This is a genomic window from Arthrobacter sp. MA-N2 (genome assembly GCF_000517125.1).
Taxonomy (GTDB): Bacteria; Actinomycetota; Actinomycetes; order Actinomycetales; family Micrococcaceae; genus Arthrobacter; species Arthrobacter methylotrophus.
Genome location: NZ_KI912157.1, coordinates 256,737 through 282,083, shown reverse-complemented (window position 1 = coordinate 282,083; position 25,347 = coordinate 256,737). Strand labels below are relative to the sequence as shown.

General features: G+C 63.1%; 26 protein-coding genes and 1 pseudogene. 16 read left to right on the top strand and 11 right to left on the bottom strand.

Going from position 1 to position 25,347, the window contains the following annotated elements:
* Positions 1-206 precede the first annotated feature (206 nt).
* The 5 genes from istA (A3M3_RS26695) to A3M3_RS27760 all read left to right on the top strand — a co-directional run bounded on the left by istA (A3M3_RS26695) (position 207) and on the right by A3M3_RS27760 (position 5,215).
* Positions 207-1,766, top strand: coding sequence for an IS21 family transposase (gene istA, locus A3M3_RS26695; RefSeq protein ID WP_081737028.1), 1,560 nt, complete (start codon positions 207-209; stop codon positions 1,764-1,766).
* The gene (gene istB / locus A3M3_RS0122960) at positions 1,763-2,551 is read left to right on the top strand and encodes an IS21-like element helper ATPase IstB (protein ID WP_028268253.1); all 789 of its coding nucleotides are present in this window, start codon (positions 1,763-1,765) and stop codon (positions 2,549-2,551) included. Before istA (A3M3_RS26695) ends, istB begins: the two co-directional genes overlap by 4 nt.
* A gap of 308 nt (positions 2,552-2,859) precedes the next feature.
* Entirely contained in the window at positions 2,860-4,284 is a 1,425-nt protein-coding gene (locus A3M3_RS0122955) for an MFS transporter (protein ID WP_331280379.1), read from the top strand.
* A gap of 125 nt (positions 4,285-4,409) precedes the next feature.
* The gene (locus tag A3M3_RS27765; RefSeq protein WP_081737027.1) at positions 4,410-4,739 is read left to right on the top strand and encodes a winged helix-turn-helix transcriptional regulator; all 330 of its coding nucleotides are present in this window, start codon (positions 4,410-4,412) and stop codon (positions 4,737-4,739) included.
* Complete coding sequence (locus A3M3_RS27760) at positions 4,739-5,215, top strand: luciferase domain-containing protein (RefSeq protein ID WP_081737026.1); 477 nt, start codon at positions 4,739-4,741, stop codon at positions 5,213-5,215. Before A3M3_RS27765 ends, A3M3_RS27760 begins: the two co-directional genes overlap by 1 nt.
* A 29-nt stretch (positions 5,216-5,244) precedes the next feature.
* On the opposite strand, the gene A3M3_RS28345 is transcribed toward A3M3_RS27760, so the two are convergent.
* Positions 5,245-5,409, bottom strand: a complete 165-nt coding sequence (locus A3M3_RS28345) for a hypothetical protein (protein ID WP_155854529.1) — start codon at positions 5,407-5,409, stop codon at positions 5,245-5,247.
* A 358-nt stretch (positions 5,410-5,767) separates the two neighbouring features.
* Between A3M3_RS28345 and A3M3_RS26685 the strand changes: the two genes are divergently transcribed.
* Both A3M3_RS26685 and A3M3_RS0122930 read left to right on the top strand, forming a co-directional pair.
* A complete protein-coding gene (locus A3M3_RS26685) occupies positions 5,768-6,901 on the top strand; it encodes a tyrosine-type recombinase/integrase (RefSeq protein WP_035741616.1) in 1,134 nt (377 codons plus the stop codon).
* The gene (locus tag A3M3_RS0122930) at positions 6,898-7,242 is read left to right on the top strand and encodes a helix-turn-helix domain-containing protein (RefSeq protein WP_012311535.1); all 345 of its coding nucleotides are present in this window, start codon (positions 6,898-6,900) and stop codon (positions 7,240-7,242) included. The genes A3M3_RS26685 and A3M3_RS0122930 overlap by 4 nt, the downstream gene beginning before the upstream one ends.
* A 25-nt stretch (positions 7,243-7,267) precedes the next feature.
* Here A3M3_RS0122930 and A3M3_RS29170 read toward each other — a convergent pair whose 3' ends face one another.
* A complete protein-coding gene (locus A3M3_RS29170; protein WP_231497234.1) occupies positions 7,268-7,531 on the bottom strand; it encodes a hypothetical protein in 264 nt (87 codons plus the stop codon).
* Positions 7,532-7,621: 90 nt separating this feature from the next.
* On the opposite strand from A3M3_RS29170, the gene A3M3_RS26680 reads away from it, so the two are divergent.
* From A3M3_RS26680 to A3M3_RS0122915, 3 genes are all read left to right on the top strand, one after another.
* The gene (locus A3M3_RS26680) at positions 7,622-8,755 is read left to right on the top strand and encodes a hypothetical protein (protein ID WP_231497233.1); all 1,134 of its coding nucleotides are present in this window, start codon (positions 7,622-7,624) and stop codon (positions 8,753-8,755) included.
* 287 nt (positions 8,756-9,042) lie between these two features.
* The gene (locus A3M3_RS0122920) at positions 9,043-9,423 is read left to right on the top strand and encodes a hypothetical protein (RefSeq protein ID WP_012311538.1); all 381 of its coding nucleotides are present in this window, start codon (positions 9,043-9,045) and stop codon (positions 9,421-9,423) included.
* Entirely contained in the window at positions 9,420-10,229 is an 810-nt protein-coding gene (locus A3M3_RS0122915) for a hypothetical protein (protein WP_028268249.1), read from the top strand. Before A3M3_RS0122920 ends, A3M3_RS0122915 begins: the two co-directional genes overlap by 4 nt.
* Before the next feature lie 119 nt (positions 10,230-10,348).
* On the opposite strand, the gene A3M3_RS26675 is transcribed toward A3M3_RS0122915, so the two are convergent.
* From A3M3_RS26675 to mobC, 5 genes are all read right to left on the bottom strand, one after another.
* Positions 10,349-10,945 carry a DNA-binding protein gene (locus A3M3_RS26675; RefSeq protein ID WP_051423515.1) on the bottom strand — a complete coding sequence of 199 codons (597 nt, stop codon included), beginning with the start codon at positions 10,943-10,945 and terminating at the stop codon, positions 10,349-10,351.
* Between the two features lie 678 nt (positions 10,946-11,623).
* Complete coding sequence (locus tag A3M3_RS0122905) at positions 11,624-11,872, bottom strand: helix-turn-helix domain-containing protein (protein WP_028268248.1); 249 nt, start codon at positions 11,870-11,872, stop codon at positions 11,624-11,626.
* A gap of 93 nt (positions 11,873-11,965) precedes the next feature.
* The gene (locus A3M3_RS0122900; RefSeq protein WP_028268247.1) at positions 11,966-12,907 is read right to left on the bottom strand and encodes a hypothetical protein; all 942 of its coding nucleotides are present in this window, start codon (positions 12,905-12,907) and stop codon (positions 11,966-11,968) included.
* Positions 12,908-12,924: 17 nt separating this feature from the next.
* Entirely contained in the window at positions 12,925-14,484 is a 1,560-nt protein-coding gene (locus tag A3M3_RS0122895) for a relaxase/mobilization nuclease domain-containing protein (protein ID WP_028268246.1), read from the bottom strand.
* Complete coding sequence (gene mobC / locus A3M3_RS0122890; protein ID WP_028268245.1) at positions 14,484-14,876, bottom strand: plasmid mobilization relaxosome protein MobC; 393 nt, start codon at positions 14,874-14,876, stop codon at positions 14,484-14,486. Before mobC ends, A3M3_RS0122895 begins: the two co-directional genes overlap by 1 nt.
* A gap of 423 nt (positions 14,877-15,299) precedes the next feature.
* On the opposite strand from mobC, the gene A3M3_RS27755 reads away from it, so the two are divergent.
* The gene (locus A3M3_RS27755; protein ID WP_035743731.1) at positions 15,300-15,560 is read left to right on the top strand and encodes a hypothetical protein; all 261 of its coding nucleotides are present in this window, start codon (positions 15,300-15,302) and stop codon (positions 15,558-15,560) included.
* A gap of 9 nt (positions 15,561-15,569) precedes the next feature.
* The gene (locus A3M3_RS0122880; RefSeq protein ID WP_028268244.1) at positions 15,570-15,878 is read left to right on the top strand and encodes a hypothetical protein; all 309 of its coding nucleotides are present in this window, start codon (positions 15,570-15,572) and stop codon (positions 15,876-15,878) included.
* A gap of 734 nt (positions 15,879-16,612) precedes the next feature.
* Here the strand turns inward: A3M3_RS0122880 and A3M3_RS0122870 are convergent.
* From A3M3_RS0122870 to A3M3_RS0122860, 3 genes are all read right to left on the bottom strand, one after another.
* Positions 16,613-16,879 carry a ParB family protein gene (locus A3M3_RS0122870; protein WP_028268243.1) on the bottom strand — a complete coding sequence of 89 codons (267 nt, stop codon included), beginning with the start codon at positions 16,877-16,879 and terminating at the stop codon, positions 16,613-16,615.
* A 174-nt stretch (positions 16,880-17,053) separates the two neighbouring features.
* The gene (locus A3M3_RS28645) at positions 17,054-17,950 is read right to left on the bottom strand and encodes a single-stranded DNA-binding protein (protein ID WP_028268242.1); all 897 of its coding nucleotides are present in this window, start codon (positions 17,948-17,950) and stop codon (positions 17,054-17,056) included.
* A 14-nt stretch (positions 17,951-17,964) separates the two neighbouring features.
* A complete protein-coding gene (locus A3M3_RS0122860; RefSeq protein WP_028268241.1) occupies positions 17,965-18,231 on the bottom strand; it encodes a glutaredoxin family protein in 267 nt (88 codons plus the stop codon).
* Positions 18,232-18,822: 591 nt separating this feature from the next.
* Between A3M3_RS0122860 and A3M3_RS0122855 the strand changes: the two genes are divergently transcribed.
* Both A3M3_RS0122855 and A3M3_RS0122845 read left to right on the top strand, forming a co-directional pair.
* Positions 18,823-19,905, top strand: a complete 1,083-nt coding sequence (locus A3M3_RS0122855) for an IS110 family transposase (RefSeq protein ID WP_028268240.1) — start codon at positions 18,823-18,825, stop codon at positions 19,903-19,905.
* Positions 19,906-20,670: 765 nt separating this feature from the next.
* Positions 20,671-20,898 carry a DUF2188 domain-containing protein gene (locus A3M3_RS0122845; RefSeq protein ID WP_028268238.1) on the top strand — a complete coding sequence of 76 codons (228 nt, stop codon included), beginning with the start codon at positions 20,671-20,673 and terminating at the stop codon, positions 20,896-20,898.
* A gap of 330 nt (positions 20,899-21,228) precedes the next feature.
* On the opposite strand, the pseudogene A3M3_RS0122840 reads toward A3M3_RS0122845, so the two are convergent.
* A pseudogene (locus tag A3M3_RS0122840) lies at positions 21,229-21,639 on the bottom strand (ParB/RepB/Spo0J family partition protein); the annotation flags it as partial.
* Positions 21,640-22,839: 1,200 nt separating this feature from the next.
* Here A3M3_RS0122840 and istA (A3M3_RS0122835) point away from each other — a divergent pair.
* Both istA (A3M3_RS0122835) and A3M3_RS0122830 read left to right on the top strand, forming a co-directional pair.
* Complete coding sequence (istA, locus tag A3M3_RS0122835) at positions 22,840-24,399, top strand: IS21 family transposase (protein ID WP_028268236.1); 1,560 nt, start codon at positions 22,840-22,842, stop codon at positions 24,397-24,399.
* Complete coding sequence (locus A3M3_RS0122830) at positions 24,396-25,187, top strand: ATP-binding protein (protein ID WP_028268235.1); 792 nt, start codon at positions 24,396-24,398, stop codon at positions 25,185-25,187. Before istA (A3M3_RS0122835) ends, A3M3_RS0122830 begins: the two co-directional genes overlap by 4 nt.
* Positions 25,188-25,347 lie beyond the last annotated feature (160 nt).

The window sequence follows — 25,347 nt, the reverse complement described above, 5'->3', positions numbered from 1 at the left end:
CAGGCGTCATTGTGTTAGCGGCCATGAGAAACTGCCCATAGGCGGCCACGAAAGTGCCCACTGACGGCCAGTAAAACTGCCCGACGGTGGCCATGAGATCTGCCCACTTCCTTACTGAACCGACCGCGCCTTAAGCGGCGGGAGCCTCTCCCTGGGGTTTGATGACGGTGTCTAAGCGCACCAAGCGAACCAGGAAGAGGCCCTGTATGAAGTCTGACGGAGAAATCATGGAAATCCTTGCTGCCTACGATCTGACCGGATCGTTGCGCGCCACCGCGGAGCTCACGGGCTGCTCGCACCACACCGTTGCCAAACACGTCACCGCCCGGGATGCCGGCAGGCCCATCGGGGAGCCGACGGCACGGGGCCGGGTCACCGACCCGTACCTGCCCAAGATCGAAGAATGGGTGGAAGCCTCCAAGGGCCGGATCCGGGCCGACAAGGCCCACGAGAAGCTCCTCGCCCTTGGCTACACGGGTTCGGAGCGCTCCACCCGCCGGGCGATCGCGCAGGTCAAAGCAGCGTGGCGGCTGGGCCACACCCGCATCCACCGGCCGTGGATCACAGAACCGGGGATGTGGTTGCAGTACGACTTCGGCGACGGGCCCCGGATCGGCGGGGTGAAGACCATCCTTTTCGTGGCCTGGCTGGCGTTCTCACGCTTCCGCATCGTGATCCCGCTCAGGGACAGGACCGCGCCGAGCGTGTTCGCGGCCCTGGACCGGTGCTTCCGGCTCCTCGGAGGGGCGCCGACCTACGTCCTCACGGACAACGAGAAGACCGTCACCACCGCCCACGTCGCCGGGGTCCCGGTGCGCAACCAGCAGACCCTGGACTTCGCCCGGCACTACGGGGTGACCGTGCTGACCTGCCAACCGGCGGACCCGGCCACCAAAGGCGGAGTCGAAGCGTCCGTGAAACTCGCCAAGGCCGACCTCGTGCCCAAAGACACCAACCTCCGCGACGAATACCGCACCTTCGTCGAGCTCGAGGCCGCCTGCCAGGCGTTCATGGACGAGGTCAATCACCGGGAGCACCGGACGACGCGGCGGAAACCTGCAGCCATGCTCGCCGAGGAAGCCCCGCGCCTGCACCGGATCCCGGACACCGCCCACACGGTCGCATTCGGCCTGGCCCGCAGCGTTCCGGAGAACACCCCGATGGTCACCTTCGAAAACGCCCAATACTCCGTCCCGGCCCACCTGCTCGGAGCCCGGGTGTTCGTCCGCACCCACGGCACCGGGCCCGGCGAGCAGGTCATCATCGTCCACCACGGCACGACCGGGCCCGTCGAAGTCGCCCGCCACGACCGGGCCCGGCCCGGCAGCCCCGCCATCAACGACGAACACTTCCCCGGAACCCGGGCGAAGCTCCCCGGCGACTACGAGGTGAGGGCCCGCAGCGCCGACGAGGCAGCGTTCCTGGCCATCGGCGAAGGCGCCAGAACCTGGCTCGTCGAGGCCGCCGCGGCCGGGACCGCAAGGATGAACGTGAAAATGGCAGAAGCCGTCACGCTGGCCAAAATCGCCGGCACCGACCAGGTCGACCGGGCCCTGGGCGACGCCGCACTCCACGGCCGGTTCGCGCACCCGGACCTCGCCTCGATCCTGAACGCCAACATCCGCCGCACTACCACCCACACCGCCAACGAAGCCACCTCCCTCACCCAAGGAACAGGGGCGTGGGCCGCGATCGGCAACCCCGCCATGAACACCACAACCAACAAGACCACCACAGCCAACATCACGTCGGAGGAGGCCCGATGAGCCCCGTCACCACGACCAACACCGCCGCTCCGCCGCTGCCGGCGGACCTGGAGGCCCTGATGCGGTCCCTGAAAATGCCCCACGCCCGGGCGCTGGCCCCGGAACTGATCGCCACCGCCCGCGCCCAGCGGTGGGAACCGGCCGAGGTCATCAAGGCCCTCTTCACGGAGGAAGCCGCCGGCCGGGCCCGGTCCATGCTCGCTTCCCGCCGCAAAGCAGCCGGGTTCCCGACCGGGAAGACATTCGAGGCGTGGGACCCTGCAGCGTCCTCCATCCCGGCCCCGACCCAGCAGGCGCTGCGGACTCTGGAATGGGTCACCCGTAGGGAAAACCTCGTCGTCTGCGGGCCCTCGGGGACGGGGAAGACGTTCTTCCTCGAAGCCCTCGGCCAGCAGGCCGTCGAAGCCGGCATGCGGGTCGCCTGGTTCAGGCTCGAGGACCTCGGCGTCCTCATCCGGGCCCACCGAACCGATGACAGTGTCACCCGGGCCGTCGCCCGGATTCTCCGAGCCGAGCTCGTGGTGATTGACGACATTGGCCTGCTGCCCGTGGCCACCGACGCCGCCGAAGGCCTCTACCGGGTCGTGGACGCAGCCTACGAAAAACGCTCCGTCGCGATCAGCTCAAACCTCCACCCCGCCGGATTCGACGAGCTCATGCCCAAAACCCTCGCCACCGCCACCGTTGACCGACTGCTGCACCACGCCCACGTCTGCCAGACCAGCGGCGATTCCGTCCGCCTCACCCAAGCCCTCGCCGGAAAAGGAGTCACCCGCTTGAACTGACCAACCCAACGATGGCCAATCCCGCCGAAACCAATCAGTGGGCAGATCTATTGGCCATAACCGGGCAGTTTTACTGGCCACCAGCGGGCACTTCTTGTGGCCGTCCATGGGCAGAAACAACTGGCCATTGACATCATTGCCTGCCTGCAAGGATGAGGTCAAGACAGAGGCTCGAGCGATGCTCGGGTCGCTCATCAACTGCAGTTGGAACCGCGAGGGAGCAGTGGAAGCAGGCCGACGCTGAGGCGAGCTGCCCAGGCTTTACCTTACGGCGCTGAACGGTCCGCGACTCGCTAGAAATTCCTCGGATGCGGTTATGCCCTCATGTCGCCAAGCCTGGAGCTTCAGTAAATCGCCGTCGTGACAAAGTAGTCACCCGAAGAGAGGAATTTTGCATGTCTGTAAGAGAGAGTGCTGCCGCCAGCGGGGAGCAGGGGGCGGCTACCACGAACACGGCCCCGACTAGGCGCACGATAGCTGCAGCGACAGTCGGGACTGCGCTGGAAATGTACGACTTCGTCTTGTACGGGTCGGCAGCGGCGCTCGTATTTGCCCCCCTCTTCTTCCCCAAGATTGATGCCACGGCCGGAACGTTGGCGGCATTTGCCACTTTCGGGGTGGGCTTTGTCGCTCGACCGATAGGTGGAATGATTTTCGGGCATTTTGGTGACATCATTGGCCGCAAGCGTGTCCTAGTCATCACCATGATCGCGATGGGCGTCAGTTCGACGCTGATCGGTATGCTCCCAACTTACGAGACCATCGGTGTGTGGGCTCCAATTCTCCTGGTTACTTTGCGGCTTATACAGGGTGTCGCAATGGGTGGGGAGCAGGGAGGCGCGTTCGTGCTCGCCGCTGAGGCTGATGGCCCACACTCACGACGTCGGGGCTTCCTTGGGTCGTGGCCTGCAGTGGGCATGGCCGGCGGACTCGTACTCGCGACCCTCATCTTCGGCGCCTTTGCCCGCCTCGAACCAGACGTATTCCTGGCTTGGGGCTGGCGCGTTCCATTCTGGCTGAGCGCGCTCATCGTCGGCGCCGGACTAGCGGTGCGGCTAAGCGTGCCCGAACCCAGCGTTTTCCAGACCGTCAAAAGCGAAAACGGCACCGTCAAAGCACCGCTTATAGAGGCAATCCGCCGCTACTGGAAACAGATTCTGCTGGTCATTGGAATGAAGTCAGGTGAGACGGCTGCCTTCTTCCTCATCGCGACGTTCTCGGTTGCGTACGGCTCGCAGACCCTCGGGCTACCCGCCGCAAATATCCTTAATGCGGTGCTGATCGCAGCGGTATTTCAGATGATAGCAATCCCACTGTGGGGCGCCCTTTCCGACAAGATTGGCCGCCGACCGGTAATGATTTTTGGCGCATCCTTCCTGACGTTGTTTGCGGCTCCGTTTTTTATGCTGCTCAACACCAAATCACTGCCTCTTATCTACGTTGCACTCATTCTCGCGATGAGTCTGGGGCATGCCGCGCTGAGTGCGCCGGTTGGTGCATTCTTCGCGGAGCTCTTCCCCACCAGGGTGCGGCTCAGCGGAGTCAACCTCGGCGTGCAACTGACCGCCATGCTTGCCGGTGGATTCACTCCGCTGATCGCAACCGCTCTACTGGCTGCGGTCGGGCACTTCTGGCCCGTGGCTGTCTACATCGCTGCACTCGCGCTGGTGTCGCTGATCGCGACAATACTCACACGCGAAACGTTCAAGTCCGGTACTTTACCTGTTGATTAGGGTCCAGTCTGCACTGATAGATGACTCGCCCATGGAACATGATGAGCAACATCCAGTGGAACGTATCGGCGATTTTCTAAAGGAGCGGCCCACTTCCCTTACACGCGTGTCAATACACCGAGAACATATTCCGACTCTTCGGCAAGCGGTGGAATGGGCTCATCGTCGACCTGCTCTTACAACGGCCTGCGCGATTCAGCGAACTGCGCCACGCCTTGCCGCAGTTATCCAACCGAATGCTCAGCGACCGATTGAGTGAGCTCCAAGAGGCGGGCCTGGTCGTTGGCGAGGTCGACCCCGGACCTGCGATCGCAGTCACCTACGAACTCACTGACCGAGGTCGAGGGCTCGAACCAGCCCTCGATGCCCTTCGCGTGTGGGCAGGGGCGCCGACCGACGAGGACGGCAATCTTCTGCCGCCAACTTCGACCGATCATGAAAGCGAGAATCGCTAATGGCCCTGTCTCTCAACGATCTGCCACTGCGCCCCGGCGCCAAACCTTCGACTACGCCGTCGAACCCTCACACTCAGCTCGAACAGGTCGCTCCACCGGCGATGCAGGACCGGGCCCGTGATCATGCTCTTTCCCTGCCGGGCGTACGACGCGGGCCGAGCCATGTCTCGGTCCCAGGCTCCGTCGCGTTCTACCTCGATTCGCCCGTGGCCGAGCCCAGCATCCCAGACCTGTTCGGGGGCGAGTGGGGACATATCCATCCGCCTTCGGACGGTAGTCTGCACCTCAACGTGCCGACTGACGTTGCTCAGAAGCTGATCGCCGCAGGCTGGGCCGAACACCACAGCCTGGTCGGCAAGGGATATCTGCCACCCATAGTAATTATGGTCTATGGCCCCCGCGACGAGGGCGAACTTGCCGTCGTCAAGTTCGCCATTGAGCAGAGCTATCTGGCCGCCGGCGGATCGCTGGCCTAACAGCGCGATAGAGATCGACTTCACCCCGCTCACACAACGTTCGGCGGCAGCCCAAACTCACGGCAGAGGGCATCACCCCTGGTCGTATTCCCGTCCGCAATGTCGCCCCGCTCCTGGTTCAGGTCTTCGCGGATGCCTGAACGGGACAGCAAGTGGATGGTTTCCTGCGGGGATTCCAGGTCGTCCGCAGACATCAGCGCCGCTGACGGGTGCCCGTGTCTCGCTGAGGTACGGTTCTTCAGCAGACGGGAGTTGTCCCATCCGCTTCTACTCCCGTGCTTTGAACGCCGATAATGGACCTTATGTAAAGTTGTAAAAAGGTTGTCCGCATTTTCTGCGAATATGTCCACTCTTGATAACGGCCGCGCAGGCGTAGGAATCCGCTCTGACCAGCCCGTTTACTCGCTTCGCCGTGGCAGGGATCTGCTCGGGCGAACCGGTGCGCCCTGCGCTGAACGGCTGCATAATCGGCGACTTACCAGGCGTTTTGGGCCTTGGGTTTGCATTTTTTGCATCTCGACTGCAAAACTTGCAGTCGACATAGGAGGCTTCTTGGGTGATAAGTTCGGCGGTCTCGCGTTCTTGCCTCTGCCGAATCGGGAGCCGGACCGTGACGGGTTCCTGAGCGAAGTGCTCACCGGGTGGAAGAGATCCCACTTGGCGCAGAACTTCACCCTGCAGACGACCAAGCGCCGGGTCGCCTCTGTGATGCGCCTGGCGGACTTCTCGGGCAAGTATCCCTGGGAATGGGGCCCGGTCGACGCGGACGAGCTGTTCGCTCATCTTCGCGGTGTTGAGAACCTTGCCCTTTCCACCGTCCGGGCCTACCAGACGGACATCAAGCTGTTTTGCGAGTATGCAACCAACCCTGAATACCCGTGGAACGAGAACTGCGGGCGGCTCTTCGGGACAACCTTTTCCCAGGTGATCACCGAGTTCAACAAGGCCCGACACGTCCAGGATGCCGATATGGGTCCGGAAAAGCGTGCCTTCACTCCCGAGGAGCTGCAGGCATTCTTCGACCTGGCCGACCTGGAAGTCGAACGGATTATTAACTCGGGGCGCAAGGGCGCTCTTGCCGCGTGGCGTGACGCTGTCGCCTTCAAGACCGCCTACGGCTGGGGCCTTCGGCGCGACGAGGTTCGTCACCTCAGCCTCGTGGATTTTTCCCGCAATGTTAAGGCCCCGTACTTTGGTGACTACGGCATTCTGCGCGTCCGCTTCGGGAAGCCGCAGAAGGGCTCCCCCAAGAAGCAACGGTCCGTCCTGACCCTTGTGGACTGGGCGGCCGAGGCGGTTGATGACTGGGTCAGACGCGGCCTTCCCCGGTATGGGCAGCCTGTCGGCGACCTCTTCCCGACTGACCGTGGAGGCCTGGTTCCGGAAAAGAACCTCCGGGCTCGGATGCGCGGGTTCCTTGACGAACTCGGCTTCCCGCCGGGGCTCGATCTTCACTCCCTGCGCCGGTCCTACGTCACGCACATGCAGACCGAGCACGGCTATGACACCAAGTTCATCTCAATGCAGGTTGGCCACGAACACACATCGACCACCACGATCTACACCCTGCCCTCCCCCGACTATGCCGCGCGCGAACTCGAACGCGTTCTCAACAACACCCTGCTGGCCAGCAACAGCAGGGTGCTGACCAAACCCAAAACGCCTCCCGGAAAGACACCACGATGAACCGTCAGATCGACTACCAGTTTCGCGTCAAGGAGCTGATGGCACGCGCCGGAATGCGTAACAGCCGTGATCTTGTTGCTCCGCTTCGGGAGCGCGGCATCACGCTCTCCGAGTCGCAGATCTACCGGCTCGTCGGCCAGAACCCGGACCGGATCTCGTTCCAGGTCCTGGCAGCGCTCTGCGACATTTTCAAGGTCGAAGCCAACGAAATCCTCACCTACACCGCAACGGACGCCCGCACGCAGCGCCGTCGCACCGCGGTCGGCGACGGCACGGATGTCCCCCTGCTGGCCGCCTACCGGCCGGTCCGGGCGCGCATTACCCGCCCCCATGAGCAGTGAGTTCAAGCCGCGCGGCCGTCCCCGCTCAAACAGGACGAGCGAGGGCTGCGACCGCTGCGGGAAAACCACCGGAAAAATCCGGGTCCGCTGGCCAGACGGACGCATCTGCGGCATCTGCTTCACGAACGCAACCCACCGATACGGCCGATGCCCGCTCTGCGGCGCCGACAGAATGCTCCCAGGCCGGACCGATACAGGCGAGGACACCTGCCGCGAGTGCGCCGGCATCACGACAAACCTCACCTGTGACAACTGCGGCCGCGAGGCCGAGCGCTTCCGCGGCGGTCACTGCATCACCTGCGTACTCACCACCGATCTGACAGAGCTCCTCAGGCCAAATGACCCGCCCGACCTGCGGCTAAAACGCCTGATTAAGATATTGACCGAATCCACCCGACCCGAGAGCATCTACACCTGGCTGCGCAGCAACGGTGGCCGATCCGCATCGCTGCTCAAACGAATCGGTGACCGAGAGATCGAACTCTCCCACCAGGCTTTCAACGAGCTTCCGAAGACGCCGGCAGTCGAGCACCTCCGGGCAATCCTCACCCACAACCGCATCCTGCCCGCCCAGGAAGACCGCCAGCTGGCCATGTTCGAACAATGGCTCGACGAACGCCTCAACCAACTCTCCACTACACCGGAAATCCACGCACCCATCGAGCGTTTCGCCCGCTGGCACCACCTCAAAAGGCTTCGGACAGAATCGTCCGCGACGAAGAACATGAACTACGCCGTGCGCTCGGCGAAACAGGAGATCACCGAAGCAGGAAAATTCCTCCGCTGGCTCCACGACGAGCACGGCAGGACAGCATCTTCCATCCGCCAGATCCATCTCGACGAATACCTCTCCGAGGGCACCTCGACCCGTCGACATATCAGGAACTTCATCCAATACCTCAAGCGGGAAACGCCAGGGAAGGACATCCAGGTCGCTGCGCGGCTGGCCAAAACGACACCTGTCCTCAGCCAACAGGAACGCCTGGACCTCGTCCGCAAGCTCATCGAGGCCGACAACGTCGCCGTCTCGATCCGCATCGCAGGCCTGATCTTCCTGCTCTATGGCATCCCCATCGGCAGAATCGCCATGCTCACCATCGACGACGTCGAAGTGACCGGCAAGGGCATGTTCCTCAACCTCGGCCGGTACCCAGCGCCCATCCCCGAGCTGCTGGCACCCATGTTCTGGGCCCACATCCAAAACCGCGGCGGCCAGCAGACAGTCAACCGCGACAGCCGCTGGCTCTTCCCGGGCGTCCGCGCAGGATCTCCCCGATCCCCCAACACCCACCTCCTAAAACTTCGCAGGATGGGCATCAACATCCAGGGCATCCGCAACGCCACCCTGCAATGCCTGGTCAAAGAAATCGACGCCACCTCACTCGCCCGCATGCTCGGATACAGCAAGCAGACTCTGTCCCGCCACGCCGGAGCCGCCAGCGCACCCATGGCAAGCTACGTCGTTGGCAAGAACCCCCACTTCGCCCAGGAGCGAGCCGGCAAGACGCCCTGACCGCGGGAGGCTCCGCGACAGAAGCTCCGGACAGAAGCACAGTTCCCCAAGCCAGGGAATACGCCCCAAACCGATAACCCGCTTATCCAGTTGTTTGCTTTAATCTTCAAGTAAGCCGCTATTTTCAGAATACACCTACCACTCCTGCTGCCCAATCAGGACGGGCTAACACCGGGCGCTGATGAGTAGCGACCGGTCTCCTCTCCAGTTTTGACCAGCCCAAAGTTCCGGCTGTTTAGCGTTGCATTTTCGTTGCTTTACTCTTGCAAGCCTGCGATGATTGAGAAATGGAAGCAACCACCCGGCATGACATTCATCTGGGGACCACCCGGATGAACATTCACGACCTTGTGCGCGAACTCAATGAGAATCTGGGTACGACGGTCGTCCAGACCATGGCCGGAGTGAAGGACCGCACGTCTCCGTTCCGCTGGGCCAAGCCTGACGGCCCGGAGCCCCGCCCCGAAGTCGAATCCCGCCTGCGCCTGGGTCATCGCGTCTGGAAGACCCTTGAGCTCGCTGAAGGAAAGCATGTCGCGTTGGCCTGGCTGATGGGCGCAAACCCGCGCCTGGACGAGGAACTTCCTGTCCTTTACATCCAGCAGCTGCGTTCCCGTGAGGTTTTGGGAGCCGCCGAAGCATTCGTGAATGACACCTACGCCGCATGATCCCAACCGCCAAGGGGCGCCAGTGCGCCTCGACGGGGCTCACCCTTGTCCAGGCCGCCGGCCATATTTCGTTCAGGGTGGCGAAGGACCGCTACGGCGCGTTGTCGGTCAGGAAAAATTCCATCGTTGGCCCGATGCCCATCGGAACGGACGCGACCAGCGATTCCCGGGGACGGTACGACAGCATGGGCTCAACGATCTACCTGGCCGACTCCCGCCAGTGCGCCTACGCCGAGGTATTGCTCGGCTTCCGGCAGCAGCGCGCGTCCGTGGCCAAGGCCGCGGAATCGATCGGATGGACTGTCGAGGACTACATCACCAGTGTCCGGGCCCAGGCCGAGGAGAACGGGATTGACGTCCCATGGGCCATATCCGTGGACTGGCAAATGGACCGTTCGATTTACGAAATTCGGCTCCCTGGCCAAGGGTGGTGGGTTCAGATAGACGACGCCGCCACCCTCCGCGCCCTTGAAGCCCTCACACCAGCCACGGCGGGGCTGACCGAACGCCTGCAGCTCCTCACGGCCGGCTCCCTCACCGGTGACGACCGTGATCTGACAACCCTGCTCGCCCACGTCATCCGCGGAACGGTGTTAGACGATGGCTCAGAACCACTGGGTATCAGCTACCCATCAAAAACACTGACTGGAAGGTGCTGGGCGTACTGGGACCGACGGGCTGACGAAGGCCTCTCCCCCAGCCGCAACGGCCTGCTGCAGCTGACCTCCGAAAATGTCGGACCGGACCCTGAATTCCACCGTGTAGCCGAACTGTACGGTCTATCGGTCCTCGGAGCTCGCCCATGAAATCAAGGAAATCTTCCGAGCGCCGCCCCCCCCCCCCCCCCCCCCCCCCCCCCCCCGGTAGGCCGCCCACTGCTGACGGCTGCAGGACCCGGCCGTTGGCAGAGGGGGCCCCGGCTAGATCAGGCATTAGGCACTTCGCCACTTTGAGGCTGCTCGGGGGTAATGCGCTGCAGCAGCGCGTCATGGGCTTCCTGGAGCGCGTCCGCGCGGGCCTGCGCGGCGGCCGCCCGGGTTGCTGCTGCCGCAGCTTCGGCCGTTGCTTCCTGGCCGGCTGAGCGGGCCTGCTCTAACTGCTCGGCATTGGTGGTTAGCTGGCGTTCCAGCTCCTCTATTTTGGCCACCAGCTCGGAGACAGCGGACTCCTTGTCGGCTGTCACTTTGTCGAGGTCGGCAACAAGCTCGGCGACCTCTTCATTCAGCTCCTTTTTCTCCCGGGCCCAGAGCTCACCGGTGGCGGCGTGGCGCTCGTTCGCAAGGGTGGACGCTTCCGCCCAGACAGCCCCGGCCAGACGCGCCGCCTGCTCGAGGATGGCCGGCGGGGTTGCCGCGACCTGACCTCCGGCGGACTGCTTCTCCTCGGCCCATTCCTTCAGATAGCGGGTGGCGTCAGCGTTACTAACGCCTGCAGCAGATCGAACAGTGGACACGGTCGGGCGCCGCTCGGCGCTGATCTGCTCCGCAGCGGCAAAAACCCGGTCTTTAGCACTCGAGCTCATACAAAGTCCCTCAAAAGTAGTAGGAGTAGTACCAAAACTACTCCTACTACTCCCATTCGGCAATACCAAGCCCTCCCGGGCCGACCGCCCCCGTCCATGTGGTGGATAGGCCCACGCCAGAGGGCTGGGTAGCGGGGGACCCCCGCGTGGGTGGCCCCAGGCGCAGAGCGGTTGCGGATTTGCGGCGCCGTCCAGGAGCCTTGGGTGCGATACGCATCCACGAAAAGAGTAGGAGTAGTAGTTTGCTTCCTACTACTACTCCCAGAGTGCAAGGAAGCCCATTCGGGTCTGACTGTGCCCCCGGAGATGACCGCTCCTCGGGCTGCTTTGAAGGGCAGAACGTTTGGGGGTCACTGTGACTCAGAATGCAGTGGCAGCATTTACGGGGCGCTCTGCTCCGGTGTGTGGCATGTCGCCCAGGACGTGTCGCTGCACCGCACCCGCATCCCTGGGCGGGAGCCTCAAGGAGCTGGAGGCCCAGCTCGATGAAGCCGTGGCCCACCGGCAAGGGCGGGGGCGTCTCCTGGGAAAAGATCGGCAGGGCCTTCGGGATCAGCCGGCCAGGGTGGCCCAGAAACGCTGGGAGAGTGTATCCGCGGATGAGCGCACGCCAGCGTAAGACCTTGGAGCGACGCCCGACCGCCCCGGAGCACAGGGGATTCCGCCCCTGCAGCGCCCCTATTCCCCTTCCGGCACGTCGTCCGCCAGTTCGCCCGCGGCGATCCGGTCAGCGGTGCGCCGGTAAGCATCTGCTATATAGTCCTCGAGATCCTGGCGCCCAACGCGCCAGAGCCCCCGGGCTCCAACCTGAAAAGCGCGAAGCTCCCCGGTATGAATGAGGTTCCGGATGAGGCTGCTTTTGGAATTCAATTCTTCGGCGACCTGCTCGATGGTCAGAAAGCGGCGCTTGCCGTGTTCAGCGGTCACCTGGACATCCTAATGTGAGCAGCACCCAGACGGGACCAGTTTGCGGGCCGCGGCCTTCCGTTGAGATTTCCTGGGCTGGACAGCATGCAGGGCTTACCGGCTCATGCCCTTTTGAAGGAGCTTTGTCGGGCCGTTGGCTCCGCGCGTCTTGCGGGCCTTTGCAGGCCTTGATCCCTTGTCTACGGCTGCGCTGGGCGGTGTGCCCTGGTCCTGGTCTGCGCTGAGCCGTGCCTGCACAGCCTCGCGATCAGCAACCCCTTCGAGGCTGGCCGCCAGTTCCTGTCGGCGCTCGGCTGAGTCGTATGTGGCTCCTGCTTTGTCACGCAAATGCTCGGGGCGGTGATCGGCACGGGCGGCTGTCCAGTTTGTGATCAGCCGCCTTTCCATGTCGTCCTCCTCGACCACGCTGTCCGCAAATTTGTGCCGCTGTTCCCAGTTGTGTGCTTCGATGGGTTTGCTCTCCCGGAGCCAGGCCAGCGCTTCGTCCAAGTCCTCCTTTGAGGGCCGATCAACGGCCTCCGCGCGTTTCCTGTCTTCCCGGTCGGCCTCGGCCAGCAGTTGCACAGCCAGGGCGTTTTCATCGCGGCCGGCACGGCGTTCCTGTTCTGCCTGTTCGCGGTCCCGCTCTGCTTTAGCCAGGGCCTCCGCCACCGTTGCTTCATTCGCGCCGAGGTTGTCCACGTCCAAGCCGTACCGTCGCTGTACCTGGTCGCGGATCACTTCTGCCGCGTCGCGCGCGGCCGGGTCGTGGTCCTTCCATGCGGTGGCCGCCTCCTGTGCCCTTTCGACGTCGCGGCCGGTGGCTGTGTCCCACCACCGGTTGTCCATGACTGGGGCGAGCTGTGCACGGGCAGCCGCCCGCTCCGCATCGAACCGGGCCTGCAGTTCGCGGGCTTGTTGTTCCTCGGCCGCTTGGGCGCGGCGCAGCTCTTGCTCGCGTGCCCTGGCAAGCTGCTCACCGAGCCGGCCGGCGACAGTAAGCGCAACGCGCGACATTCCCTCAAGAGCCTCATCAATGCCGTCAGATTCACTCATGGTTCCCCTCCTTGGTGCTATCTCTCAATGTCTGGGCGGGCGCTCCCGCTTCGGGTGCTCGCGTGGGTGCGTGCCTGCACGTATTTGGGCGGCAGCACGGAGCCCGCGGACCGACCGGCAACCTGCCCGGCTGTACTCGCGCGTACCGCGACGGCCGCTTCGCTATCCGCTGTGGGCATGGTCGCCGGGACGCTGGGTAGTGCGGCCGCGACCTGGCTCAGGTGGTGCTTCACCATGTGGCTGATTTGGCGTGCTCGGCGCAGGTCATTTGAGGCCTTGTGCATGTCGTGGACGGCCTTTGCGACGTTGAGCAGCTGGCGCAGCATGATTGCCTGTGCGGCGGTTCCGGTGCCGCCCATCGAAGCTGCCATAAGCAGGAGGGAGGCCCCGCGGGCAGATGGTCCTGCGCCGCGGATGGGGCGGACTGGGTAGCGCCGCAGTTGTGCTGTCTTGGACAGCTCGTCGGCTGCTGCTGCGAGTGGTCCTGGCGTTGCCTCGGTCGCCGTGGACCAGGCGGCGAAGGCGCCGGATGTCTCGCGTGCAACGTGCGCCCAAGTCGCATGATCGTCCAGCGGGACGGAGCGCAGCGTGTCGCGGAGCCGGGCAACTTCGTCGCTGTACTGCTCCCACATTTGCGGGTCCGGTTCGTGGGCTTCGCGGCCGATCGTGACCGGGCGGCGTCCACGTGCAGCTGCCTGCCATTCTGCAACCGCAGCGGCAGCACCTTGGGGGCTGTCAGGCCACTCGGCACGGAGCTTGGGCAGGGCAAGGTCTTTGGCGAGGTGCCCGCCTCCGAACCAGACCGGCCGGCCACTTTTGGGGGGACGTTCTGCCACGCTGTAGCCGACCACGACGTCGTCACGTCCGGACGCGTACCGTGGCCTGACCAGGGCACCGGTGCGGCGAAGGCGTCGAATGAATTCGGCCTCATCCTGGGCGGAAGTCGCGCAGGCACGGACTTTGCGTTCCAGAGACCGGCGTTCCGGTTCCGGGGCTCCCCGCCGTTCGGATGCCTCACGTTCTCCCGGCCGGAGGCCACGAGTGGAATGAGTGGGTGAAAGTTCTTCCAAACCGTACTTCTTCTCAAGCTCGCGCGCGGCCTGTTGGGCACGGGGGAAATCACGCCAGCTGCTCCACTTCGTGCCGTCCTCGCGAACCATGGAGGCAGCGATGTGAATGTGGTCGTTCCCGGCTTTGCTGTGACCGTGACGGATCGCCACCCACTGCACCGGCGCCCGTCCGCTGGCTTCGGTGAACCCCATCTCGTCCATGAAGTCCTGGGCGATGGCCGCCCATTTCTGGTCGGTCAGGTCGCCTTCTTCGGCGCGCAGTGACAGTGAGCAGTGCCAGACATGGCCGCCGGGAATCTCGACACCCAAGACGCTTCTGGCCCGGTCCAGTTCCTTGGCGATGGCTTGGGCGGCGTCGGCGTTCAGTTCGTCGTCGTTGTGCCAGGCCATGATCGACGGTGAGCCGGCGACAAGGTGCGGGTCGGTGTGTTCGTTCGTTCGACCGGGGCCGGCAAGATAGGCGATGAGCCCGTGCATGCGGGTGCCTTTGGTGATGTTGGGAATCATCAGCGGACCATCGAATCCAGCATCGTATTGATCCGGTCAGCGACCGCCCGCACGCGGGTCAGCACCGTGCGCGCTGCTTCGGGAAATTCGTCCGTGGCGTTCGCGTGCCGGGCGAGCTGGTTGACGTTGTTCGACAGGGCGGCAAGGTAGCGGCGGGCCGCGATGAATTCCACAGCCATCGCACGCCGTTCAGCGAGCGACTCGGAGTTCTCCGCGTACAGGGCCGCGCTGACCAGAATCTCCGACGGGCTGCGCCCGGTACGTTCTTCCAGGACCTTCAGCTGCGCCCGTTCGAACTCCGACATCGACACCCGCACGTACCGCGTGGCACCGTCAATGTTCGCACGGCGGCGGCGGGCGAACCGGCGGGGAGACCTCTGCTCTTCGCTCATCCCGTGCCCCTCCCCCACATGCCCAGCGCAGCGCCCCGGAATTTCCGGGCCGACACCCTCAGTGTCGCCGATCGACGCGCGCAGGCAGTGGATCGACACGCGGGTTATGGCACATAACCACATAGCTTGCTCCGGCGAGCCACCTGCGCGTGCTCTCGGCGCTTGGGGTGGTTGCTCGGTACTGCCCTGGACGACGCTGCGCGTCTGACTTGTTCACAACGACTGCGTCGTTCCGTTTCGGCTGGTTGAGGCTACTGCCCGGTCTTTCCTTGGCAAGTCTCCACGGCCGGCTTTCGCGGCATATCCTCGCTCCGCTCCGGTATTCCACGGTCCGGCCGCTCCAACTGGCCAATTCCCTCACCGGCCAAGTTTCGGCAAGCGTGCCGAAAGGAACGCGGCATAGGGCAAGCGAAAGGTACAGTTGTGGCTCTCATCTCACCAACCACAGTGGCCAGGCAATACGGAATCTCTCCCGTGCAGCTGCGGCAGTGGCGGCGCCAAGGTATCGGCCCCGAATACTTCCAGTTCACACGACGAACCGTCAGCTACTCCGAGGACTATCTGCGGGACTGGTTCAGCGATCCCAGGAACGCCGGCCTCCTGGCAGGAGATCCTCCGGCGTCGCCGGAAACGTCTCGCCTGAAGGGCGCGTCACGCGCCAGTCGGGCTCAGGGCAATCGTTAGGCTGGTTCCATGGCTACCCTCGACATTGAACAGACACGAAACCAGGCCCGGGCGCTGCTGGACTCCCGCATCGATTCCGTCACCGCCCTGGTGAAGAGCCGCCAGCGGATCAACGATTTGCGTGACCAGCTCGTGGCGGCCGAACGCGATGACAAGCGCGCCTACGTGCAAGCCACACGGGATGGATGGAGTTCCGAGGAACTAAAAAAACTTGGCCTTGAGCCGTCCGCCGTAAAGCGTCGCCGCGCGACAAAGCGGTCCGCCGAACCGGAACAGGGATCCGACCAGAACGCCAGCACGTCCTCGAGCGAACAGTAACCCCGCAACCAACGCCGGATTGAACACCGACAGCCGCTGCGGAGGCAATCGATAGAGCAACTACAGACAATTGAAGGACCGGAACATTCCGGTCCTTCAATTGCGCTTCAGCACGCAACGCACAAGTCCTGCGGAGCTGCGCAAAGACTCCTTGCAAGGATGGCCAGATAAGGCCGAAACAGTCCTCCATGGTCCGAAACTTAGACGGCCGTCTCCCGACCATTCCGGCTCGGTTTCTTTCAGCAGGGATGACACACCTCAAGGGTGCGGGGCCTGGGGTCCAGCGGGCACAGGAACCAGACGCCGGGGAGGGCTTCTATGGCACAGAGGGGCTTCCCTGGTTGGTCCAGGGCGGTGACAGCCACAAGCTGCAGGTCGGCGCTCAACACTACCGACGTCCGTCGGCCAGCGTGATCCCGGCAATGGCACCAATCGCAGTACATGGCGAAAAGGCCGGCCCACGAATGGGCGACAGCCTTGAGACCCCTGAAGGGTCTCGGTTCAGTGCTTTTCGGATTCCGCGCCCTCACGAACGTGGGCGCCGCAATGCGTTCCGCCGTCTTCTCATAAGCGGAATCGATGTACGCTACCAGGTCATCCTCCCACGCCCGCCAGATGCCGTCGGTTTACCAAGGCCGGAATCTACTGGACCTCCTGTAGGTCAGCATTTTGGGGGGACGGCGAGGACGCCCGGATCCCGGTCATGTTCACGTCTTCAGTCCCCTGCCCCACGGTTACGCTTCCTCGTTTCGGTGCATCATTTCGTCCAGTGTCCGCTGCCCGCGCCGCAGCTCCCCGGCCTGCACCGGAGGCCACGGCTTTCCGCCGTTGTACTTGCGCTGCAGCCGTTTCACTTCACGCATCGTCGCCCGAACAATAAGGTCCGAAACACTGGCATCGCCCTCCTGCAAACCTGCCGCCTTGAACGCGGCCCGGACCTGCCCCGCCTGCTCCTCGGTGTAGTAGGGCGTGAACGCCGGAAACCTCTTCGGTTTGGTCATCTGCAGAGCGTCCTACTGCACAGTCCGCAGCACGGCAGGGCACGGGTGCGGGCTGTCCAGGGAACCCTTGTAACGTGTCTGGACCCAGTCCGGATTGAGCATTCTTTTCCCTTCGTCATCAGGTGATTGAACTGTCGGGGCCGGCGTTCGTGCCGGCCCCGACAAGGATGCTGCTTAGAAGGGCGGTTCCGACTCCGGTCCGTTGCCCCAGCCGCCCGCGGTCGCGCCGGCGGTGGGCAGACCCCAAGGGTCCTCCTGCGGGGCTGACTGCGAGCCCTGGTTGCCGTTGCCCTGATTGCCGAAGCCGCTGCCGGCCTGTCCGCCCTGGTTGCCGCGCTGGGTGCGGTTGACCTTGGCGGTGGCCGTCTTCAGCGAGGGGCCGATCTCGTCCACCTCGAGCTCTATTACGGTGCGCTTCTCGCCTTCCTTGGTTTCGTAGGAACGGGACTTCAGCCGGCCGGTGACGATGACGCGCATGCCCTTGGTCAGGGACTCGGCCACGTTCTCCGCTGCTTCCCGCCACACGGCGGCCCGGAGGAAAAGTGTCTCGCCGTCCTTCCACTCGTTGGACTGCCGGTCGAAAGTCCTGGGCGTTGACGCGATGGTGAAGTTCGCTACGGCGGATCCCGACGGAGTGAATCTCAGCTCTGGATCTGATGTCAGGTTTCCAATGACGGTAATCGTGGTTTCGCCGGCCATGATGGTTCCTTTTCCTCGTGTGCTGGTGATGTTCTCGGTGTCTGTTGTGGGTTCGTTCTGAGGTTCGGTCCCACCTGGTTCGTCGTGGGTGAGGTCGTTGGGTTGGTACTGGTCCGCGGTGTGGGCGTCCCAGAGCCCGCCTTCCCCGACCGGGGCGCGGCTGAGCGCCTCAAGGAACCCGTCATCCCCTCCCCTGCCCGGAACGGCGTAGCCCTCGTACAGGTCCTCACTGAGAGGTTCCACAATGGCGGGCTCCACAACGTAGGGATCCACAATGTCGGTGGGAATCCGGCCGCTGGGGTTGACCTGCCGGAACAGGTCCACCTCCAACGGGATCCGTGGGCTGAGGTTGAACCCGACGACCGGGCGCATTCTCTCCACGGTCCTCACGCCGCCTTGTGGCTCATGGCCGCTTGAACGAGCTTGTCGCGGCGCAGGCCGGACCAGTGGTCCTGGTCATCGGCGTTGTTCACAACCACAGGTGCCTGGGAGTAGCCGAGTTCGGCGGTGATGTACTCCAGCGCTGCCGGCACGTCGGTGATGTCCACGGCCGTGTAGGTGATGCCCTTGGAGTCGAAGTAGTCCTTCGTCTTCTCACAGTTGGGGCAATCGGGCTTGGTGTAGACCGTGTAAGCGGTCGGTGAAGCAGTCATTTTCAGCACCTGGTTTCGTATCAAATAAGTTTCGTTCGTCTGGCTGACTTGCTACCTCAATTTTAGCAATCATTCAACTGAATGACTAGGGGTTTTCCCTTTTATTCTAGGGATTTTTGGCACATGTTTATACACGCAACTGTGTGATTCCCCCGGCCGCCGACTCCCGGTTACGGATGGTGAGTCCCACCGCCGGCTACTGTGGTCATCCCCGTTGGTTCGCCAGGTCCGCAGCCCCCATGTGCCTGAAAAGCCGCTCTCGGGACTGTTGGTGAGATGCCAGCAAAACGTGCACTCCCCCATTGAATTGGTGTCGTCTGGGACTGTTATATGCAGCTGGTCCGAGACTGGCTGTCAGGCTGGTGCTGTGACTTCGGACGGACGTGGCCCTTGTGTCGTTTTGCCCTTGGGATTATCTAAGGTGCGCTTGCAGGGATCTGCCCGCTCATCGGGAGTCCAGCATCGGTTCTGTCTACTGCGATGGCTTGATTAGAAGCCTGCCCAGCCTCATAAGTTGTGGCCCATCCCAGACTTGCCTCGCCGTATTCCGCCGACACCCGCACTGATCCGAAGGAACTGCAGGAGGTACAAATGGCCGTAGTGGCGCAGGCTTACGACTTTGTTGTTGGCATCGATACACACTCGAAAACTCATACCTTGGCAATCATCTCCGCGGTAACCGGAGCCGAGATTGCGAACGAAACTTTCCCGTCAACAAGTACTGGGATGAGCCGGGCGCTCCGCTGGATTTCCCGTCGCAGCACCGGGGATAAGTCAGGGGTACTGCTCTCCATGGAAGGAACCGGATCATACGGTGCCAAACTTCGGCAGCTGGCAACGGAGTCGGGCTTCCGAGTAGTTGAAGCACCGTTTCCTGAGCGTCGAATTGGGCGAAAACGGGGTAAGTCAGACAGTATCGACGCAGCTCGGGCGGCCAGGGCCGTCCTCGGAATCGAGACGAATGAGCTTCGAGAACCGCGTGCCGGCCAGCACCATACGGCGCTGCGCGTCCTTACCGTTGCTAGGACTTCAATGGTTCGCGAACGCACGGCGGCGATCAATTCGTTGATCGCGCTGCTCCGCGTCGTTGACCTGGGAATCGATCTTCGTAAGTCTTTGACCTCAAAAACAATCGGAACCATCGCGGCGTGGAGGATGCGGGATGAAGGTGTCGGTACCCGGGTAAGTCGTTCGGAGGCTACCCGGTTGGCTAAACAAATCCTCGCGCTTGAAGATCAGCTCGAGCAGAACCGGGCCGATATGGCCCTGTTGGTCCAGCAGACCAATCAAGCGCTCCTGGACATGCCAGGTGTGGGACCGATCAGCGCCGCAGCAATTCTTACCGCTTGGTCTCATCCGGGCCGCGTTCGTTCGGAGGCAGCCTTGGCAGCGCTTGCCGGCACATGCCCAATTCCAGCTTCGTCCGGGGGAACGACCAGATACAGGCTCAATCGCGGCGGGGATCGTCAATTGAACAAGGCGATCCACACGATCGCCGTCGTAAGAATGCGCTGGCACCAGGAGACCAGGGAATATGTAGTCCGCCGGACGCGTGAAGGACGAAACAAGAAGGAAATCATCCGCAGTCTGAAGCGCTACATCACGCGACAGATCTTTCGAACCCTCGGTACGGCTCACGAGGTCAGTCACGCGATCTCGAGGCATGCTTATTAGAGCTCTGCGATTCGAGACTGGGCAGCTCGTCAGGGAGTCTTCATATCCGACTTACCGTCGCAGGCCAACCGTGCATCCATCACAATGATGTGGACCAAACGACCAGCACTCCACTTAGGGCGCACAGCCCAAAGATGGACAGCAGGGGCGTGCCCGACAGTTTGTACCCTGGGTCCTGACCCCACTGTCCGAGGCTCCGGAAAATTATGAGCAGGATGCCTGCCATACAAAGGAGCCCCGCCGTCAGCGCTAGGAGAGAAGGAAGACTCCTGTCTCCCACAGCGACCAACACAACCACCACGAGGCCTAACAGGCCGCAGCCCCCGAGCATGGCGATCCTGAGCGCTCTGGCTACACCCACACGAGCCGGTTTCATAGGGTCCGTTGAAGACGTCGTCATGGGCTGAGCCTAACCGCCGCAGTCCCGAGATAACTACCGGCGTCCCCAACCGGACAGGACGGGCTTGACGTATATAGAAGCATCCCTGCTGACAGAACGCCGGCCCCGGGAATAGGCGCGTCGGCGGCGCTGGGGTTGGACCATGGGAGACTTTGCCCGCGATTTGGGCCTGACGGTATTACGGCGTGGCAGCTTGAAAAGTAAGCATGCTTTCTATTAGTTTTGTTGCAGCTTCTCCGCCTGTCCCCCATCAGGCGGAGTGGGTGCCAGGGAGGCCCCGTCAGTGCTCGTGCTGCGGGGCTTTTCGCTGCCTGCGCTGTGCGCGGCGGTTGTCAGTTGGTCCGGAACGGCAGAGGGAGTGTGCAGTGGCTCAGGGTGACATTGAGACGTACTACGAGGACGGCCAGTGGAAGAACAAGCGCGAGGGTACTGACCGCGCGTTCGGTGCCGGCTACAGCACCAAGGCCGAAGCGGAAGCTGCAGGCCGGGAAGCTGCCCAGGCGGACAAGGTTGAGCACGTGATCAAGAACCAGGACGGTCAGATCGGGTCCAAGAACAGTTACGGCAACGATCCCAGGAACGTTCGGGGCTGAGCCGGCTCGGGGGACCTGTGGTTGCCCATTAACCCGGAAAGGAGCCGGCGTGTGCCGGCTCCTTTCGGGCTTCTCTGCAAAGAAATCTATGGTTCAGTCTAGTTGAAGTGGCGGCCGCCCTGCCCAGCGTCGTTGCTGGAGCGCGGCTCTTCCTGGTTGTTCGCGATGTTGCGCCGGACGGCGGTCCGCCGCTGGTGAGTGGTTGCTGTGGTTCGCCCTGGGCGGCGGACCGCCCGACTTCTGGATGGTTCCTGGCCCTCTCGTGGTGATTCGGTTGGGGCCTGTGCCGGGCGGGGTTCGTGGTCCGCCACCCAGCACAGGAGCCGTGGTCTATCCGGTCGTTTCAGCCTTTTCGCCGCTGTCGATGATGATCTGCTCGACCTCGCTTGCCGTGTAGCCCCAGAGGACCAGCTGATTCAGGTAGTCCCGGTGGGTTTGGCTCGGTGAGCGCCACGAGTCCTTTTGGATGGTCTTTTCGTAGCCTGCGCAGATCAGGGCAATCAGTGAGAACTCCGGCCGTGCGGTCGTCTTTGCGACGTGGTCCCTGAGCGGGTTCCATGCCCACTGGGTGGATTCTTCGAACTTCACTCCGGCCATCTCGGCGGCGACCTTTCCCTCGTAGCCGCTGGCGGTTTCGGAGTGGTGGGTGATGGCGTGGACGGTGAAGTACTGCCAGCCCTTGGGGGCCTGCTTCTTGGCCAGCAGGTTCTTGACCCATTCGCGGCGCACGGTGGTAGCTTCTCTGCACTTTGCAAGGGCTGACAATAGGTTTGTTCGGCTGGTCTGGATAGCCGGCTGTATTGGCTGTGCTCGGCCGGTCGTCGGCTGACTTGTTCAGTCCGCTTTTTGACGGTGAAAGAAATTCGTCGCCGTCAGCAGGACACCGCTGTCGACCAGCCACCGGGTAGAACTCGAGCAGTGACACACCCCGCAAAATAGATGGCTAGCCCTGGCGCCACCAGCGCCAGGGCTTGAACCTGTATCGCAACGGGTTCCCCTTCGAGGTTTAAACGCAGGTTCGTTCCAAGCCCGGTTTCTCTTGGTTCCCTGAAGATCACCGAACAGTCGAAAGAGCTTGAGGGCAAAACCGGCGACTGATCGACAGCGTAGGCTCCTACTATGAAGCCTCGGGGAGTACTTCTGCTAGGAGTGGCCGCGGGTGCCACCGTGCTGGTGTATACCCTTGTCGTCGGCAGCCTGGCAGGTGAAAACCGAGCATGTCCAGCAATGGGTTGGGCCTTTGTCGGTGACGTAGAACTGTTCTTTTCCACCCAGCCGGAATCGTTGTCAGCTTGTTTCGGCGAGGGCTGCACTCCTGAGCCGGTGACGAAAAGCGCGGAGGGTAAATGGCTAGTGCCGCAATCTCCGCCCTACCTGACTCCGCCCGTAAGCATCACCTCGATATATGTGGACGCCAGCACTTCGTCTGGGAACCGACTGACCGGTGCCCTGCCAGTAGAAACGGAATCAACCGGGGAATACCCCTTCGGACGCGAGTGCGGGGGACCTTTCAGATTCAAGCCAGTAAAAGTGGTCCTCGGATAATGCTCGGCGTCCGCTGAGATTTCCTTTTAGGAGGCGGTAGCCTCGGGAGTTCATTGAACATGGGGGGAATGTCGTGGCCGAGTGGCTGAATGGGGTGGTCCCGTACATGATCGCTCTAAGTGTTGCGGCGGCTGTGTTCGGAGTCGCGCGATCGATGTAAGCGGCAACTTTAAACTGACCGGAGTCGGAAAATCTGACTGACCGTTCGCGGCAAGGTTTTGACCCGTGGCGGCAAGCATTTTTGAACAGCATTTGGCCTCCTTTGGTGGTCTCGCGTGCCGGGGATTCCCTTGTCCATCCCCTCGTGTCGTTACGGGGAGAGCCCCTTCCTTCCGCGGTGAAATGGCGATGTCGATCGTCTGTATTTCACCCGTTATGGGAAGGAGGGGGCTCGTTGTGAAGTCTCCAGGAGAGTTCATGGAAATTTTAGCTGCTTATGATTTGACCCGGTCGTACCGGGATGCCGCGAAGATCTGCGGCGTTTCGCACAACACGGTGCGCTCTTATGTGAAAGCCCGCCAGGAAGGTGCGCAGGCGCCGGTGGCCCGGCAGCGCGGTCGGATGACCGACCCGTTCCTGCCGCAGATGATTTCCTGGGTGGAGCAGTCCCGCGGGAAGATCCGCGGCGATGTCGTGCATGAGAAGCTCCTGGCTTTGGGCTTCACCGGGTGTGAGCGCACGACCAGGACTACGCTGGCTGCATTGAAGGCGAAATACCGGGCCCGGAACGTGCGCGTGCACCGGCCCTGGACGCCCGAGCCGGGTCTCTGGCTTCAGTATGACTACGGCGACGGGCCCGTCGTTGATGGGGTGAAGACCGTGCTGTTCGTGGCTTGGCTGGCCTTCTCCCGGTTCCGGATCGTGATCGCTTTGCGGGACAAGACGATGCCGAGCGTCTTCGCCGCCCTGGACCGGTCGTTCCGCCTGGTCGGCGGGGTCACGACCTACGTACTCACGGATAACGAGAAGACCGTCACGATCGAGCACATCGCCGGGATCCCCGTGCGGAACGCGCAGATTGTGGCGTTTTCCAGGCATTATTCGACGTCCATGCAGACGTGCATCCCGGCCGACCCTGCCTCCAAGGGCGGGGTGGAGAACGCGGTTAAGATCGCCAAAGCCGACCTCGTCCCCAAAGAGACGAACCTGCTGCCCGAGTACGGGTCCTTCGCCGAGCTGGAAGCGGCGTGTGAGGCGTTCATGGAGGAGGTGAATTCGCGGGTGCACCGGTCCACGCTGGAGGTCCCCAAGGACATGCTCCGGGTTCTCGAACGCCCCCGCTTGCACCCGGTCCCGGAAACCCCGGTGACAGCAAGTTTCGGCCAGACCCGCCAGGTCCCGCCGAACATGCCCATGATCACGTTCGAACAGTCCCGGTACTCCGTCCCGCACATCCTGATGGGTGAGATGGTGTGGGTGCGCGGGACCGAGACCGAGGTCGTCATCGTCCATGTCGGGGTTACCGGCCCGGTCGAGGTTGCACGGCACAAACTCACCCGCCCAGGCACTCCGGCGATCATTGACGCCCATTTCCCGCCGGCCCCAGCCGGGGCTCTGGAACGGGTCATGCGCCCGACCAACAAGGCCGAGGAAGATTTCCTGGCCCTCGGCGCCGGCGCTGCGCTCTGGCTCAAGGAAGCCGCCGCGGCCGGGACCGGGAAGATCCGGCACAAAATGGAACGTGCCGTCACCCTCGCCAAGGTCCTGGGCACCGACGAGGTCGACAAGGGCCTCGGTTCCGCCGCGGTGCATCAGCGCTTCACCCACGAGGACCTGCTCTCCATCATCAATACCGCCGGCGGGAAAAACCACACAACCAGCACCCGCACCGTCACCGACCAAGGCCAATGGCTCAGCCAGGGCACCAGCGGCTGGGCCAACTTCGGCACCGCCGCGCCTGCCGCCACCGCGCCTGCCACCACCAGTGATGAAGACTTTGAAGGAGCCACCGAATGAGCGCGACAGCCCTTGCCCCCAGCTCGCTATCGGACCCGGCGGTCGAGAACGTGATCGGGTTGATGCGCACGACCCGGATGCCGCACGCCCGCGCCGTCGTCGCCGACGTCCTGGCGACCGCGAAAGCCCAGCGTTGGGACCCGACAGAGGTCGTGCGCGTCCTGCTGGAGGCCGAAGCCACGGGCCGGAACGCCTCGATGCTGGCCACCCGCCGCAAGCGCGCAGGCTTTCCCTCCGGGAAGACCTTCGATGTCTGGGACGAGGCCCTTTCCACCCTCCCGGCGGCGACAACATCGTTCCTGCGGACGCTGGAGTGGGTGCGGCGGCGGGAGAACCTGATTGCCTGCGGGCCCTCCGGCACGGGCAAGACCCTGCTGCTGGAGTCCTTGGGCCAGCAGGCCATCGATCAGGGCATGTCCGTGTCCTGGCTGAGCATGGAGGACCTCGGCGCTCTCGTGCGCCGGCACCGGATCGATGACAGCGTCAACAAAGCCATCACCCGCGCCACGAGCGTGGATTTGATTTGCGTCGATGACATCGGCCTTTTGCCGGTGTCGGCGGACGCGGCCGAGGGCTTCTACCGGGTTGTCGAGGCCTCCTACGAGAAGCGCTCTCTGGCGATCAGCTCCAATATCCACCCGTCCGGGTTCGATGAGCTCATGCCCAAAACCATTGCCACCGCGACCGTGGACCGGCTCCTCCACCACGCCCACCTCTGCCAAACCAGCGGCGAGTCCGTCCGGCTCATGCAAGCCCAAAACGGGAAAGGAACCTGCCCCATGAGCTAACCCAAAACCCCGGTCAGGCGCCCCGCCAACCCGGCACACCCGGGGCGCCTGACCCTGTCCAAAAATACTTGCCGCGCCCGGTCAATCACCTGCCGCCAGCGGGCAGACCAACATGCCGCGTCCGGTCATTTCTAAGTTGCTGTTGACAGATCGAAACATA